The sequence below is a fragment of the Citrobacter sp. Cpo100 genome (assembly GCF_030332595.1).
Taxonomy (GTDB): Bacteria; Pseudomonadota; Gammaproteobacteria; order Enterobacterales; family Enterobacteriaceae; genus Citrobacter; species Citrobacter portucalensis.
In genome coordinates this window covers 64,652-78,308 of the sequence record NZ_JAOWHM010000026.1, presented here as the reverse complement: position 1 = coordinate 78,308, position 13,657 = coordinate 64,652, and the positions used below count along the sequence as shown (strand labels likewise).

General features: G+C 51.9%; 15 protein-coding genes. 11 read left to right on the top strand and 4 right to left on the bottom strand.

The annotated features are described in order from the left end of the window. Positions 1 to 75 precede the first annotated feature (75 nt). From OGX96_RS03850 to npr, 11 genes are all read left to right on the top strand, one after another. Positions 76 to 1,053, top strand: coding sequence for a calcium/sodium antiporter (locus OGX96_RS03850; RefSeq protein ID WP_003828751.1), 978 nt, complete (start codon positions 76 to 78; stop codon positions 1,051 to 1,053). A gap of 13 nt (positions 1,054 to 1,066) precedes the next feature. Beyond that, positions 1,067 to 2,053 (top strand): arabinose-5-phosphate isomerase KdsD, encoded by a 987-nt coding sequence (gene kdsD, locus OGX96_RS03845; RefSeq protein ID WP_003025063.1) that lies wholly within the window; start codon positions 1,067 to 1,069, stop codon positions 2,051 to 2,053. 20 nt (positions 2,054 to 2,073) lie between these two features. Further along, complete coding sequence (gene kdsC, locus OGX96_RS03840; RefSeq protein WP_057067622.1) at positions 2,074 to 2,640, top strand: 3-deoxy-manno-octulosonate-8-phosphatase KdsC; 567 nt, start codon at positions 2,074 to 2,076, stop codon at positions 2,638 to 2,640. Continuing rightward, the gene (gene lptC / locus OGX96_RS03835; RefSeq protein ID WP_008785932.1) at positions 2,637 to 3,212 is read left to right on the top strand and encodes an LPS export ABC transporter periplasmic protein LptC; all 576 of its coding nucleotides are present in this window, start codon (positions 2,637 to 2,639) and stop codon (positions 3,210 to 3,212) included. Before kdsC ends, lptC begins: the two co-directional genes overlap by 4 nt. Then, positions 3,181 to 3,729 (top strand): lipopolysaccharide ABC transporter substrate-binding protein LptA, encoded by a 549-nt coding sequence (gene lptA, locus OGX96_RS03830; RefSeq protein WP_003828759.1) that lies wholly within the window; start codon positions 3,181 to 3,183, stop codon positions 3,727 to 3,729. The genes lptC and lptA overlap by 32 nt, the downstream gene beginning before the upstream one ends. A 6-nt stretch (positions 3,730 to 3,735) precedes the next feature. Beyond that, entirely contained in the window at positions 3,736 to 4,461 is a 726-nt protein-coding gene (gene lptB / locus OGX96_RS03825; protein ID WP_198801732.1) for an LPS export ABC transporter ATP-binding protein, read from the top strand. Between the two features lie 46 nt (positions 4,462 to 4,507). Continuing rightward, complete coding sequence (gene rpoN, locus OGX96_RS03820; RefSeq protein WP_008785934.1) at positions 4,508 to 5,941, top strand: RNA polymerase factor sigma-54; 1,434 nt, start codon at positions 4,508 to 4,510, stop codon at positions 5,939 to 5,941. A 22-nt stretch (positions 5,942 to 5,963) separates the two neighbouring features. Then, a complete protein-coding gene (gene hpf / locus OGX96_RS03815; protein ID WP_003025078.1) occupies positions 5,964 to 6,251 on the top strand; it encodes a ribosome hibernation promoting factor in 288 nt (95 codons plus the stop codon). A gap of 83 nt (positions 6,252 to 6,334) precedes the next feature. Beyond that, the gene (gene ptsN, locus OGX96_RS03810) at positions 6,335 to 6,826 is read left to right on the top strand and encodes a PTS IIA-like nitrogen regulatory protein PtsN (RefSeq protein ID WP_003025083.1); all 492 of its coding nucleotides are present in this window, start codon (positions 6,335 to 6,337) and stop codon (positions 6,824 to 6,826) included. A gap of 45 nt (positions 6,827 to 6,871) precedes the next feature. Then, positions 6,872 to 7,726 (top strand): RNase adapter RapZ, encoded by an 855-nt coding sequence (rapZ, locus tag OGX96_RS03805; RefSeq protein WP_003025085.1) that lies wholly within the window; start codon positions 6,872 to 6,874, stop codon positions 7,724 to 7,726. Continuing rightward, a complete protein-coding gene (npr, locus tag OGX96_RS03800) occupies positions 7,723 to 7,995 on the top strand; it encodes a PTS phosphocarrier protein NPr (protein ID WP_003828770.1) in 273 nt (90 codons plus the stop codon). Before rapZ ends, npr begins: the two co-directional genes overlap by 4 nt. 66 nt (positions 7,996 to 8,061) lie before the next feature. Here npr and mtgA read toward each other — a convergent pair whose 3' ends face one another. The 4 genes from mtgA to mnmL all read right to left on the bottom strand — a co-directional run bounded on the left by mtgA (position 8,062) and on the right by mnmL (position 13,122). Next, entirely contained in the window at positions 8,062 to 8,781 is a 720-nt protein-coding gene (gene mtgA / locus OGX96_RS03795; protein WP_003828772.1) for a monofunctional biosynthetic peptidoglycan transglycosylase, read from the bottom strand. Beyond that, complete coding sequence (gene elbB / locus OGX96_RS03790; protein WP_003828774.1) at positions 8,778 to 9,431, bottom strand: isoprenoid biosynthesis glyoxalase ElbB; 654 nt, start codon at positions 9,429 to 9,431, stop codon at positions 8,778 to 8,780. The genes mtgA and elbB overlap by 4 nt, the downstream gene beginning before the upstream one ends. Positions 9,432 to 9,660: 229 nt before the next feature. Next, entirely contained in the window at positions 9,661 to 11,997 is a 2,337-nt protein-coding gene (gene arcB / locus OGX96_RS03785) for an aerobic respiration two-component sensor histidine kinase ArcB (protein WP_003828775.1), read from the bottom strand. 195 nt (positions 11,998 to 12,192) lie between these two features. Beyond that, positions 12,193 to 13,122: a tRNA modification radical SAM protein MnmL/YtqA gene (gene mnmL / locus OGX96_RS03780; RefSeq protein ID WP_198801875.1), complete on the bottom strand. Its 930-nt coding sequence runs from the start codon at positions 13,120 to 13,122 to the stop codon at positions 12,193 to 12,195. Between the last annotated feature and the right edge of the window lie 535 nt (positions 13,123 to 13,657).

Genomic DNA, 13,657 nt, shown 5'->3' with positions numbered 1-13,657 from the left:
AAATTAAGACTTCGTTACGGCTTCCAGAAGATCCTTCAAGTGGACCGGCGAGTATACCTGAAGAAAGGACTTTAGATGCTTTTAGCGACGGCGCTGTTAATAATTGGTTTACTTCTGGTGGTCTACGGTGCCGACCGTCTGGTATTTGCTGCATCCATTTTATGTCGAAACTTCGGTATTCCTCCCATTATCATCGGAATGACCGTGGTCAGCATGGGTACGTCATTACCCGAGATAATTGTCTCCGTTGCCGCATCGATGAATGGGCAACTCGATCTGGCTGTCGGGACCGCCATAGGTTCTAACATCACCAACATTCTGCTTATTTTAGGCCTGTCGGCGCTGATTCATCCTTTTACCGTGCATTCTGATGTTCTGCGTCGTGAATTACCGCTAATGTTGCTGGTAAGTATTTTAGCTGCATCCGTCCTGTATGACGGACAGTTAAGCCGCAGCGACGGTTTCTTTCTTCTGCTTCTGGCCGTGCTATGGCTGCTATTCATTGTTAAAATCGCCCGTCTGGCCGAGCGACAAGGCAATGACAGCCTGACGCGTGAGCAGATAGCTGAGCTGCCGCGCGAAGGCGGGTTACCTGTCGCGTTTTTGTGGCTGGGCATTGCGCTGATTATTATGCCAATGGCAACACGTATGGTGGTGGATAACGCTACCGTGCTGGCGAACTATTTCGCCATGAGCGAACTTACTATCGGGCTGACAGTGGTCGCCATTGGTACCAGCCTGCCGGAGCTGGCAACAGCGATTGCGGGTCTGCGTAAAGGTGAAAACGATATTGCCGTCGGTAACATTATCGGCGCAAACATTTTTAATATCGTTATCGTCCTCGGGCTACCGGCGCTGATTACGCCGGGTGAAGTCAATCCGATGGCCTTCACCCGTGACTATAGCGTCATGCTGCTGGTGAGCGTGATTTTTGCACTACTCTGCTGGCGACGTCCGCGCCAGATTGGTCGCGGCGCAGGTGCGCTGCTGACCGGCGGTTTTATCATATGGCTGGCGATGCTGTATTGGTTATCGCCACTTCTCGTTGGATAACTGGAAACGCATTATGTCGCACTTAGAGTTGCAACCGGGTTTTGACTTTCAGCAAGCAGGCAAGGAAGTCCTGGCAATTGAACGTGAAGGCCTGGCGGAGCTTGATCAGTACATCAACCAAAATTTTACCCTCGCATGCGAGAAAATATTCAGTTGCCCGGGCAAAGTGGTGGTGATGGGAATGGGGAAATCCGGCCATATCGGGCGGAAAATGGCAGCCACATTTGCCAGCACCGGCACCCCCTCATTTTTTGTACACCCAGGCGAAGCCGCACATGGCGATCTGGGTATGGTCTCGCCGCAGGATGTGGTCATCGCCATCTCTAACTCCGGTGAATCCAATGAGATAGCGGCGCTGATCCCGGTATTAAAACGTCTTCATGTACCGCTTATCTGCATGACCGGTCGTCCTGAAAGCAGTATGGCGCGTGCGGCAGATGTGCATCTGTGTGTTAAAGTGCCCAAGGAAGCTTGTCCGTTAGGTCTGGCACCGACCAGCAGTACGACAGCAACACTGGTGATGGGCGATGCCCTAGCGGTGGCATTATTAAAAGCGCGCGGCTTTACCGCGGAAGATTTTGCGTTGTCTCATCCCGGTGGCGCACTGGGCCGTAAGCTTTTACTGCGCGTTAACGATATTATGCATACGGGCGACGAGATCCCGCATGTGACCAAAAACGCCAGCCTGCGTGACGCCTTAATTGAGATCACGCGTAAAAATCTCGGCATGACCGTCATTTGCGATGATGCCATGAAGATTGACGGTATTTTCACCGATGGCGATTTACGTCGTGTCTTCGATATGGGCGTTGATGTACGCCAGTTAGGCATTGCCGATGTGATGACCCCTGGAGGCATTCGCGTGCGTCCGGGTATTCTTGCCGTCGATGCCCTGAACTTAATGCAGTCCCGCCATATCACCTCGGTAATGGTTGCTGATGGCGACCAGTTACTCGGTGTGTTACATATGCATGATCTGCTGCGTGCAGGTGTAGTGTAAGAAACTCAAGGATAACGAAAATGAGTAAAGCAGGTGCGTCGCTTGCGACCTGTTATGGACCCGTCAGCGCAGACGTTATCACCCGGGCAGAAAACATCCGTTTGCTGATCCTGGATGTGGATGGCGTACTGTCTGATGGTCTGATTTATATGGGCAACAACGGTGAAGAGCTGAAGGCTTTTAACGTCCGTGATGGTTACGGAATTCGCTGTGCGCTCACTTCCGGTATTGAGGTTGCCATTATTACCGGACGAAAGGCTAAACTTGTAGAAGATCGCTGTGCCACTTTGGGGATCACCCACCTGTATCAGGGACAGTCAGACAAACTGGTTGCCTTTGGCGATCTCATTAGCAAACTGGCGATCGCGCCGGAGAATGTCGCCTACGTTGGCGATGACCTGATCGACTGGCCGGTGATGGCTAAAGTGGGATTAAGCGTCGCGGTGGCAGATGCCCACCCTTTGCTGATCCCGCGAGCTGATTATGTCACCCACATTGATGGGGGACGTGGCGCTGTGCGTGAAGTCTGCGATTTATTACTCCTGGCGCAGGGCAAACTGGACGAGGCCAAAGGGCAATCGATATGAGCAAAACCAGACGTTGGGTTATCATTCTACTGTCGCTGGCTGTCCTTGTGATGATTGGTATTAATCTGGCAGACAAAGATGACACCACTCAGGTCGTCGTCAATAACAACGAGCCAACCTATAAGAGCGAACATACTGATACCGTCGTGTATAGTCCGGAAGGCGCGCTGAGCTATCACTTGATCGCACAACACGTTGAATATTATTCGGAACAAGCGGTTTCGTGGTTTACTCAACCAGTATTAACCACGTTTGATAAGGATAAAGTACCGACCTGGACGATCAAGGCCGACAAAGCCAAATTGACCAACGATCGGATGCTGTATCTGTACGGCCATGTTGAGGTTAACGCCCTGGTGCCTGACTCTCAACTACGCAGAATTACGACCGATAACGCGCAGATTAACCTGGTGACACAAGACGTCACTTCCGATGATCTGGTGACGTTGTATGGCACAACATTTAACTCCAGCGGACTGAAGATGCGCGGCAACTTACGCAGCAAGAACGCCGAGCTGATTGAAAAGGTTAGAACCTCATATGAAATCCAAAACAAACAAACTCAGCCTTAATCTTGTACTTGCCAGCTCACTTCTGGCCGCCAGCATTCCGGCATTTGCCGTCACCGGCGATACCGAGCAGCCGATTCACATTGAATCGGACCAGCAGTCCCTGGATATGCAGGGCAACGTGGTGACGTTTACTGGCAACGTGATTGTGACTCAGGGCACCATCAAAATTAACGCCGATAAAGTCGTCGTGACCCGTCCTGGCGGTGAAGACGGCAAAGAAGTGATTGATGGCTATGGCAATCCAGCGACGTTTTACCAGATGCAGGACAACGGTAAACCGGTTAAAGGCCACGCCTCTCAGATGCACTATGAACTGGCGAAAGACTTTGTCGTTCTCACCGGCAAGGCGTATCTGGAACAGCTCGATAGCAACATCACGGGCGATAAGATCACTTATCTGGTAAAAGAGCAGAAAATGCAGGCCTTCAGCGATAAAGGCAAACGCGTCACCACCGTTCTGGTTCCGTCGCAGTTGCAGGACAAAAACAAGGCTCCGGCAGAGAAAAAAGGTAACTGATTCGTTATGGCAACATTAACTGCAAAGAACCTTGCAAAAGCCTATAAAGGCCGTCGTGTGGTTGAAGATGTCAGTCTGACCGTCAACTCCGGGGAGATCGTCGGTCTGCTCGGTCCTAACGGTGCAGGCAAGACAACAACCTTTTACATGGTAGTCGGCATTGTCCCGCGCGATGCGGGCAACATTATCATTGATGACGAAGACATCAGTCTGCTGCCTCTGCATGCGCGCGCGCGTCGCGGCATCGGCTACTTACCGCAGGAAGCGTCTATTTTCCGTCGCCTGAGCGTGTTTGATAACCTGATGGCGGTACTGCAAATTCGTGACGATCTGACCAGCGAGCAGCGGGACGATCGCGCTAACGAGCTGATGGAAGAATTCCACATCGAGCACCTGCGCGACAGCTTAGGTCAGTCGCTCTCCGGTGGTGAACGACGCCGCGTGGAGATCGCCCGCGCACTGGCCGCTAATCCGAAATTTATCCTGTTGGATGAACCGTTTGCCGGTGTTGACCCGATTTCTGTTATTGATATTAAACGGATCATCGAACACCTGCGCGACAGCGGCCTTGGCGTGCTGATTACCGACCATAACGTCCGCGAAACGCTGGCAGTGTGTGAGCGCGCCTATATCGTAAGTCAGGGGCACCTGATCGCGCACGGCACGCCAACAGAAATACTGCAGGATGAGCACGTTAAGCGCGTATACCTTGGGGAAGACTTCAGACTCTGATAGGGTAGAAGACTTCACGTCACTGCAGGAGAAAACAACTCTGAACATGAAGCAAGGTTTGCAACTCAGGCTTAGCCAACAACTGGCGATGACGCCTCAGCTACAACAGGCTATCCGTCTGTTGCAGCTGTCCACGCTGGAACTTCAGCAAGAACTTCAGCAAGCGCTGGAAAGTAACCCACTGCTCGAGCAAACCGATCTTCACGACGAAATTGATACCCAGGAAAAACAGGACAGCGAAACCCTCGACACCGCAGATGCACTCGAACAAAAAGAGATGCCTGAGGAGTTGCCGCTTGACGCCAGTTGGGATGAAATTTACACCGCCGGGACGCCTTCGGGCACCAGCGGAGATTACATCGACGACGAACTGCCTGTGTATCAGGGTGAGACCACGCAATCACTACAAGATTACCTGATGTGGCAAGTGGAACTGACCCCGTTCTCGGATACCGATCGCGCCATTGCGACATCCATTGTGGATGCGGTAGACGAAACCGGTTATCTCACCGTGACCCTGGACGATATTCTCGAAAGCATGGGCGATGACGACGTCGGTATGGACGAAATCGAAGCTGTGCTTAAACGCGTTCAGCGCTTTGATCCCGTTGGCGTGGCCGCCAAAGATCTCCGCGACTGCTTACTGATCCAACTTTCGCAGTTTGATAAAGCCACACCGTGGCTGGAAGAAGCGCGTCTGATCATCAGCGATCACCTCGATCTGTTAGCCAACCATGACTTCCGCACCCTGATGCGCGTGACCCGGCTGAAAGAAGACGTGCTGAAAGAAGCCGTCAATCTTATTCAGTCGCTGGATCCAAGACCTGGGCAATCGATCCAGACCGGCGAGCCGGAGTACGTCATTCCGGATGTGCTGGTGCGTAAGCATAACGATCGCTGGGTGGTCGAACTCAACGGCGACAGCATTCCGCGCTTACAGATTAACCAGCACTACGCCGCCATGTGCAATAGCGCGCGTAACGATGCCGACAGCCAGTTTATTCGTAGCAATCTGCAAGATGCGAAGTGGCTGATTAAAAGCCTGGAAAGCCGCAATGATACGTTGCTGCGCGTCAGTCGCTGCATCGTGGAGCAACAGCAAGCCTTCTTTGAGCAAGGCGAAGAGTATATGAAACCGATGGTACTGGCGGATATCGCCCAGGCCGTCGAGATGCACGAATCGACCATTTCCCGTGTGACCACGCAAAAGTATCTGCACAGTCCGCGCGGCATTTTTGAATTGAAGTATTTCTTTTCCAGTCACGTTAACACTGAAGGCGGAGGTGAAGCCTCATCCACAGCTATCCGTGCGCTGGTGAAGAAATTAATTGCTGCGGAAAACCCCGCGAAACCGCTGAGTGACAGCAAGTTAACCTCTATGCTGTCAGAACAGGGTATCATGGTGGCGCGCCGCACCGTTGCGAAGTACCGAGAGTCTTTATCCATTCCGCCGTCTAACCAGCGCAAACAGCTGGTGTGACCCAACCGATAAGGAAGACACTATGCAGCTCAACATCACTGGAAACAACGTCGAAATCACCGAAGCCCTGCGCGATTTTGTGAATACAAAATTTGCCAAGCTCGAACAATATTTCGACCGGATTAATCAGGTCTATATTGTGTTGAAAGTGGAGAAGGTTACACATATCTCGGATGCAACACTGCATGTGAACGGTGGCGAAATTCATGCCAGCGCGGAAGGTCAGGATATGTACGCCGCCATTGACGGTTTAATTGATAAACTGGCTCGGCAGTTAACAAAACATAAAGATAAACTGAAACAGCACTAACTTGTCCGGGCAGTTAGCGGGTGCAGGACGGCCTGTTGTGTAGCACAACGGGCCATTTGTACAGTTAGCGCTTAGGTGAAATTATGACAAATAACGATACGACTCTACAACTGAGCACTGTTCTTAACCAGGAATGTACACGCGCAGGCGTTCACTGCCAAAGCAAGAAACGCGCACTGGAAATCATCAGCGAACTTGCGGCAAAACAGCTTAGCCTGCCTTCTCAGGTGGTATTTGAAGCCATTCTGACGCGTGAAAAAATGGGCAGTACCGGCATCGGTAATGGTATTGCAATCCCGCACGGAAAGCTGGAAGAAGACACGATGCGCGCGGTTGGTGTGTTTGTTCAACTCGAAACACCCATCGCCTTCGACGCCATTGATAATCAACCTGTCGATCTGCTTTTCGCCCTGCTGGTCCCGGCAGACCAAACCAAGACGCATTTGCATACGTTGTCACTGGTCGCAAAACGTCTGGCAGATAAAACCATCTGTCGTCGTCTGCGCGCCGCGCAGAGTGACCAGGAGTTGTATCAAATCATCACGGACACCGAAGGTGGACAGGATGAAGCATAACAACCCAATGGCATCCTTTTTTGTCGTTGTGAGGAGAAACAGTACATGGTACTGATGATCGTCAGCGGCCGTTCAGGGTCAGGTAAATCTGTCGCCCTGCGTGCGCTGGAAGATATGGGTTTTTACTGCGTGGATAACCTTCCCGTAGTGCTGTTGCCCGATCTGGCTCGTACACTGGCCGATCGCCAGATTTCTGCGGCCGTCAGCATTGATGTGCGCAACATGCCTGAGTCCCCGGAAATTTTCGAGCAGGCAATGAATAATCTGCCCGAGGGTTTCTCACCACAGCTGCTGTTCCTTGATGCAGACCGTAACACGCTGATTCGTCGCTACAGTGACACGCGCCGTTTACACCCGCTCTCCAGCAAGAACTTGTCTCTGGAAAGCGCTATCGATAAGGAAAGCGATTTGCTGGAGCCACTGCGCTCTCGCGCTGACCTGATCGTTGATACCTCCGAAATGTCCGTACACGAACTGGCGGAAATGTTACGTACCCGACTGCTGGGTAAACGTGAACGTGAATTGACGATGGTATTCGAATCCTTTGGTTTCAAACACGGTATCCCGATTGATGCGGATTACGTCTTTGACGTGCGCTTTCTGCCTAACCCACACTGGGATCCGAAGCTGCGCCCAATGACCGGTCTTGACCGCCCCGTCGCCGCATTCCTCGACAGGCACACAGAAGTACACAATTTTATCTACCAGACTCGCAGCTATCTTGAGCTATGGTTACCCATGCTGGAGACCAACAACCGTAGCTACCTTACCGTAGCCATCGGCTGTACCGGCGGGAAACACCGTTCGGTGTATATTGCAGAGCAGCTGGCAGACTACTTCCGCTCACGCGGTAAAAACGTGCAGTCACGCCATCGTACGCTGGAAAAACGTAAATCATGACCGTGAAGCAAACCGTTGAAATCACCAATAAGCTGGGCATGCATGCCCGCCCAGCGATGAAACTGTTTGAATTGATGCAGGGTTTCGAAGCAGAAGTTTTGCTGCGTAATGATGAAGGAACGGAAGCCGAGGCCAACAGCGTTATCGCTCTGCTGATGCTGGATTCAGCCAAAGGGCGTCAGATAGAAGTCGAAGCCACGGGACCACAGGAAGTAGAAGCCCTGGCCGCAGTGATTGCCCTGTTTAATTCAGGGTTTGATGAAGATTAATCGAGTACACAGAACGTAGCCAGTAGGCCGGATAAGGCGTTTACGCCGCATCCGGCAATAACTACGCTAATACAGCTTATTTTCCCGCATAAACGACTCACCACCTAACTGGCGCATTTGGCGCATAATCCAGGCCTGGCGGTTACGCACATAACCAGAAGGCGCATTCGCCTTAAAACGCAAAGGATTGGGCAATACTGCCGCCAGCAAGGCCGCTTCAGACAGGCTCAACCGACTGGCCGGTTTATGAAAATACCGTTGCGCCGCCGCCTCCACGCCAAATATCCCATCGCCAAACTCGGCGATATTCAAATAGACGGTCAGAATACGTTTCTTACTCCAGACGGTTTCCATACCCAGCGTTAGCCCGGCTTCAAGGCCCTTACGCACCCAGCTACGTCCATCCCACAAAAAGAGGTTTTTCGCCGTCTGTTGCGATAACGTCGACGCCCCGCGAATGCGGTTTTCATTGCGTTCATTGTGCGCCAGCGCTTTCTCTATGGCGGTGACGTCAAACCCCCAGTGGTCTGGAAACTTCTGGTCCTCTGCAGCAATCACCGCCAGTCCCATCCACGGTGAGATCTCATCCATGCTCACCCAGTCCGAGTGCGCCACATAGCCGAAATCACCGGACAGCCATGCGCCCAGCTGTCGCTCGACCATTACCGCCGAGAAAGGCACAGGCATCACGCTGAAAAGTGCGATGCCCCCGCCCCAGAATACGGCGAGGACAACCACCACCCGCAGAAAAATACGTCGCAGAAAGGCGGTTACTCCTTTTCTCATTCGGTCAGCACCAGCACACGCGATACCAGTTTATCGATGCCACTCGCAGCCTGAGCGATGTCCTGCGCCAGCATATAGGCAGGCGTGGTGACGATTTTGTTGTCTTCATCGACGACAATGTCATCAACCGGACAAGGCACATGCTCAGCGCCCATCTCTTCCAGCACCTCTGCCGTGTCGATATCAGTGCCGATGGTCAGACGCAGCGGGAAGTCAAAAATTTTAGGTAACATGGCAGGCGCAATGCACATAAACCCCAACGGCTTACCCGCCTGATGCATGGCCACCGCCAGCGCGGCTAAATCGCTGTCAACCCGGCATTCGCTGCCCTGACTGGCAAAATTGCTCAGATTTTTGGCCGCACCAAACCCACCCGGCACGATCAACGCATCCAGTTCCGATGAGACTGCCTGCGCAAGTGGGCGAATATCGCCACGTGTGATACGCGCGGCTTCAATTAGCACATTGCGAGTTTCCAGCATCGGCTCGCCGGTCAGATGATTAATCACATCCGCTTGTTGTTTATCTGGTGCGAAACAGACAGCCTGAGCGCCGTTGCGGGCAATCGCCAGAAGCGTGAGAACAGTTTCATGGATCTCTGCACCGTCATACACGCCGCATCCGCTGAGCACTACACCCACTTTTTTCATCGCAATACTCCTTTCTCAACTGGCTGAAACATATTAGTTATTATGATTTAAATGCTACGCTTCACACATTTAACTGATTCATGTAACAAATTATTTAAGATTTGCTATCTTAACTGCGTGCGGCCTGAAAATTAGGGCTGCGCCCTTGTAAACAATGATAATAATTTACGGCGCAGCCACGATTTCCCTGGTGTTGGCGCAGTATTCGCGCACCCCGGTCAAGCCGGGGTCATTTTTTTTCCACACTCGCCACCCAGGCTTTTAATACTGCCACGTCGTGCTGCCACTCCTGCTTCATCTCTTCAATCCATTCAGCAACGTTATCTTCCCAGGCAGGAAGATCCGGCGACTGGATTTGCTGACCTAGCTGTTGCAGGTGACGCAGCCCCACTGAACCTGCTGCGCCTTTAATTTTATGGCCTTCCTCAACAACACCTTTTTTATCCCGTGCCGTCAGGTTGGACTCCAGCACGCTCAAATATCCCGGCATCATCTTCTCAAACACCGCCAGCCCGTCGGTAATTAACTTCGGTCCCACCAGCTCGAGGTATTGTTCCAACATAGGAATATCTAACAGCGCTTGCGATTTACTGCTTTCTTCAGATGTCACAGTGCTCTCCTCTTCGTTTCGGGTATCCCAGTATTTTTTGATCATGGCGGTTAGCGCCGGAACCGACAGCGGCTTACTCAGCACGTCGTCCATGCCTGCGTCCAGATACTCTTTTTTATCTTTCAGAACGTTGGCGGTGAGTGCAACCAGCGGTGGCAGATCTTCACGGGCGTATTTTTGCGTGAGCTCCCGCGAGATATCCAGACCGGTCATATCCGGTAGCTGAATATCCAGCAGCACCAGGTCATATTCACCCGGCGTAAACATTTCCAGCGCGGCTTTCCCGGTCATCGCGACATCCACGCTGTTGCCTAATTTTTCCAGCACGGAGCGCGCAACAATAACGTTCAGCTCAATGTCTTCTACCAGCAGCACATTCAGGGCTGGCAGCGGCAGTTCATCGTCTTCAAAAGCATCTTCAATCTCTTCCGCTACCGCAGGGGCATGCACGGTTAGCGTAAAGATGGACCCTTTTCCTGCCTGGCTGGAAACCGTAATATCACCGCCCATGTTTTTCGCCAGACGCTTCGACACGGCCAAACCAATCCCTGTCCCCGTAGCCGGTTTACCGCCGTTGCTGTCCTTCACCTGATAATACATAGCGAAGATTTTATCCTGCTCATCCTGCGGAATGCCGATGCCGGAATCTTCAACTTCGAAATGCAGCATATTCCCCTGGTCATAGCGCGCCCGCACGGTCACCTGCCCCTGCTGGGTAAACTTCACGGCGTTGCTGATCAGATTCCACAGGATCTGACGCAGACGCGTTCCGTCGGTAATGACCTTATGCGGCAGCGGTAACGTCGGCTCAAGCACAAAGCGCAGCCCTTTTTGCTGCGCCTGTAGGCCAGAGAGGTTTTCCAGATCCGCCATAAAGCTGGTGAAATCGATTGGCTGGTTATCGAGCTGAACTTTACGTCGTTCCATCTTATCCATGTCGATAATATCGTTGAAAATATTCCCCAGCGTCACAGCAGAGACGTGGATTGTTTTCAGGTATTTTTCCTGCTCCGCGGTCAGATCCGTATCCAGCAGGATCCGGCTTAAGCCGACAATGCCGTTAAGCGGGGTGCGCAGCTCGTGGCTGATGGTAGAAATAAAGGTGGTCTTATCGCGGCTGGCGCGCTCAAGCGCGTCCTGATAACGCTTACGCTCGGTAATATCGCGCCCAAAGCCCATAAGACCATGTCGCTTACCTACGCGGTCATAGTAAGGCACTTTGCGAATTTCAAAGCAGGCTTTGCGTCCGTCCGGGTAGTCCAGCCACTGTTCGTAGGTGAGCGAAACATTATGACGGAACACCTTCTCGTCGGTCTCAATCACCTTTTCAGCCGCTTCAGGAGAGTAAACGTCAGCCGGTTTTAAGTTCACCAGCTGCTTTTCGCTTTTGCCGGTCAGCAGCTCCATGGCACGGTTACAGCCGGAAAACTCCTTATCTTCATTGCGATAAAAAACCAGATCCGGCGAGGCATCAAGGAAAGAGCGTAAAAAGGAAGACTGTTGCTCAAGCTGGATCTGCGCCTCTTCGCGCTCTTTGATTTCAACCTTCAGTTGCTCGAATGTTTCCTGGCGCTCTGCTTCGGCTTTTTCACGCTCAACAATTTCCTGATTGAGCTGGGCAATATTATCTTTCAACTGCACATTGAGCTTGAGATCTCGCTCGCGCATCTCTTCCAGCTTTTGTACCAGTCGTGACAGGCGTTGCCGGGACTCCTCAAGTTGCTCCACCACCACAGACAAGAAATAGACGGCCCAGGGGGTAATTAACAGACCAAAAAAGATAGAACGGATGACATCAATGCTTTCTACCTGGCCATGCAGCACCATGGTGACAGCCATCTGCACCACAATTGCCAACACGACCAGAGCCAGCGCCAACAGCAGCGAAAAGCGCACCAGACCTAACTTCATCATCAGGTCGACGTAATATTGCGCCAGCATACGGATTTGCTTCATAGAGGGTTCCTTCACGACAACTTGGCACAATAATACTCAATTCTCAGCGTGACGTTGAAGATTGTGCAAGAAATGCGGAGGTTATCGGTGAAATGACCGCGGAGAGGCCATCGTAGGCCTGATAAGCAAAGCGCCATCAGGCAAGCAGGCGCAGATTGCCGGATGTCGGCTTTGCCTTATCCGGCCTACGGAGAGTTAGTTCTCAGGCTGTACCCATGGCGTACCGAGCGCCGAGCCTTGCACACCGTACTTGTTAAGGTACTTATCCAGTTCGACCATGCCGGTCCAGCGGTTTTCACACCATAGCGGTGCCAACAGCGTTGGGCGGCGCGCGCTGGCGGAAATTCGATGATAAATCACCTCTGGCGGCGTATGACGGATCATCTCCCCGGCGGTAACCGTATAGTCGTCCAGTTCAATTCCGTTCAGCCGCCCGGCTTCCCAGGCTTTCGCCATCGTACTGCCTTTCACAATATGCAGCGGGTGCAGCTTAATACCGTCAACACCCGTCTCCACTACACGTTCCATGGTTTGCAGGCATTCTGCCTGCCCTTCTCCCGGCAGACCGACAATCAGGTGCGAGCACACTTTCAGCCCACGCTCGCGTGCCAATCGCGTAGTGCGTTGGTAGCAGGCAAAATCATGGCCGCGGTTAATACGATGCAGGGTTTTGTCATGCGCGGTTTGCAAACCGAGCTCCAGCCATACCTCATAGCCGAGGTCTTTATACTCGCAAAGCAGATCGAGTACCGAACCCGGCACGCAGTCGGGGCGCGTCCCAACGCATAACCCGACGATACTGGCCTGGCTAACCGCCTGCTGATACATCGAACGCAGCACCTGCACTTCAGCAAAGGTGCTGGTATAGGCCTGGAAATAGGCCAGATAGCGTTTCGCGCGATTGACCAGATGCGCCTGATGCTCAAGCTGCTCGGCAATAGAATGGTGCTGCTGTGCTTCATCGGCAAACGAGGCGACATTGCAGAAAGTACACCCGCCACGTCCGATGGTGCCATCACGATTTGGACAGCTAAAGCCGCCGTGAAGCGTGAGTTTATGAACCTTTTGCCCGTAACGGCGAGAAAGATCCCCACCAAACATATTGACTAATTTCTGTAACTGCATAATCTGGTAGACCGCGCCTTGAAAAGAGGCCAAAGCCTGCCATTTTTTGCCCCAGTCGGCGATGACCTGGATCAATCGCCCTGGCGTGCCTTTATTCATTGCATAACAAATCAAAATAATCGAAATTTCATTCATTCAAAATGAAATTACTTTTCCTTATATCCGACTGTTTTTTTTATCTTCTTATACTCTCAGCATAAAAACAGTATCTTTAAGACGCCAAAACTCCAAAAACCAGCATAAAATGCCAAGCATAGCGATAAACAAAGGGAGGACGGGGGATATACAGCCTTTCTGACAGTGAGACAGATCACACTTCGCTCTCCATTCTCCTTGCGTTAAATCAATGTAAAAAAGCCTTAAATTTCAACATATTCATAAAGTTAATCGCCCTATAGCACATTTTTGCATAAATAAGATTGCCATTTGACCTGTGTGTGGATTCCCGATAACGTGGAAATCCGCTGGAAGCTTTCTGGATGAGCAGTCTGCTCATCATATTTATGCAGTAATTGAGATTCCCTCTGAAGCAAGT

Excerpts from the sequence above, each read along its gene's own strand:
- OGX96_RS03850 (WP_003828751.1), top strand. The coding sequence starts at position 76 with ATGCTTTTAGCGACGGCGCTGTTAATAATTGGTTTACTTCTGGTGGTC.
- rpoN (WP_008785934.1), top strand. The coding sequence starts at position 4,508 with ATGAAGCAAGGTTTGCAACTCAGGCTTAGCCAACAACTGGCGATGACG.
- mtgA (WP_003828772.1), bottom strand. The coding sequence starts at position 8,781 with ATGAGAAAAGGAGTAACCGCCTTTCTGCGACGTATTTTTCTGCGGGTG.
- hpf (WP_003025078.1), top strand. The coding sequence starts at position 5,964 with ATGCAGCTCAACATCACTGGAAACAACGTCGAAATCACCGAAGCCCTG.
- kdsC (WP_057067622.1), top strand. The coding sequence starts at position 2,074 with ATGAGTAAAGCAGGTGCGTCGCTTGCGACCTGTTATGGACCCGTCAGC.
- npr (WP_003828770.1), top strand. The coding sequence starts at position 7,723 with ATGACCGTGAAGCAAACCGTTGAAATCACCAATAAGCTGGGCATGCAT.
- lptC (WP_008785932.1), top strand. The coding sequence starts at position 2,637 with ATGAGCAAAACCAGACGTTGGGTTATCATTCTACTGTCGCTGGCTGTC.
- ptsN (WP_003025083.1), top strand. The coding sequence starts at position 6,335 with ATGACAAATAACGATACGACTCTACAACTGAGCACTGTTCTTAACCAG.
- rapZ (WP_003025085.1), top strand. The coding sequence starts at position 6,872 with ATGGTACTGATGATCGTCAGCGGCCGTTCAGGGTCAGGTAAATCTGTC.
- arcB (WP_003828775.1), bottom strand. The coding sequence starts at position 11,997 with ATGAAGCAAATCCGTATGCTGGCGCAATATTACGTCGACCTGATGATG.
- kdsD (WP_003025063.1), top strand. The coding sequence starts at position 1,067 with ATGTCGCACTTAGAGTTGCAACCGGGTTTTGACTTTCAGCAAGCAGGC.
- mnmL (WP_198801875.1), bottom strand. The coding sequence starts at position 13,122 with ATGCAGTTACAGAAATTAGTCAATATGTTTGGTGGGGATCTTTCTCGC.
- lptA (WP_003828759.1), top strand. The coding sequence starts at position 3,181 with ATGAAATCCAAAACAAACAAACTCAGCCTTAATCTTGTACTTGCCAGC.
- lptB (WP_198801732.1), top strand. The coding sequence starts at position 3,736 with ATGGCAACATTAACTGCAAAGAACCTTGCAAAAGCCTATAAAGGCCGT.
- elbB (WP_003828774.1), bottom strand. The coding sequence starts at position 9,431 with ATGAAAAAAGTGGGTGTAGTGCTCAGCGGATGCGGCGTGTATGACGGT.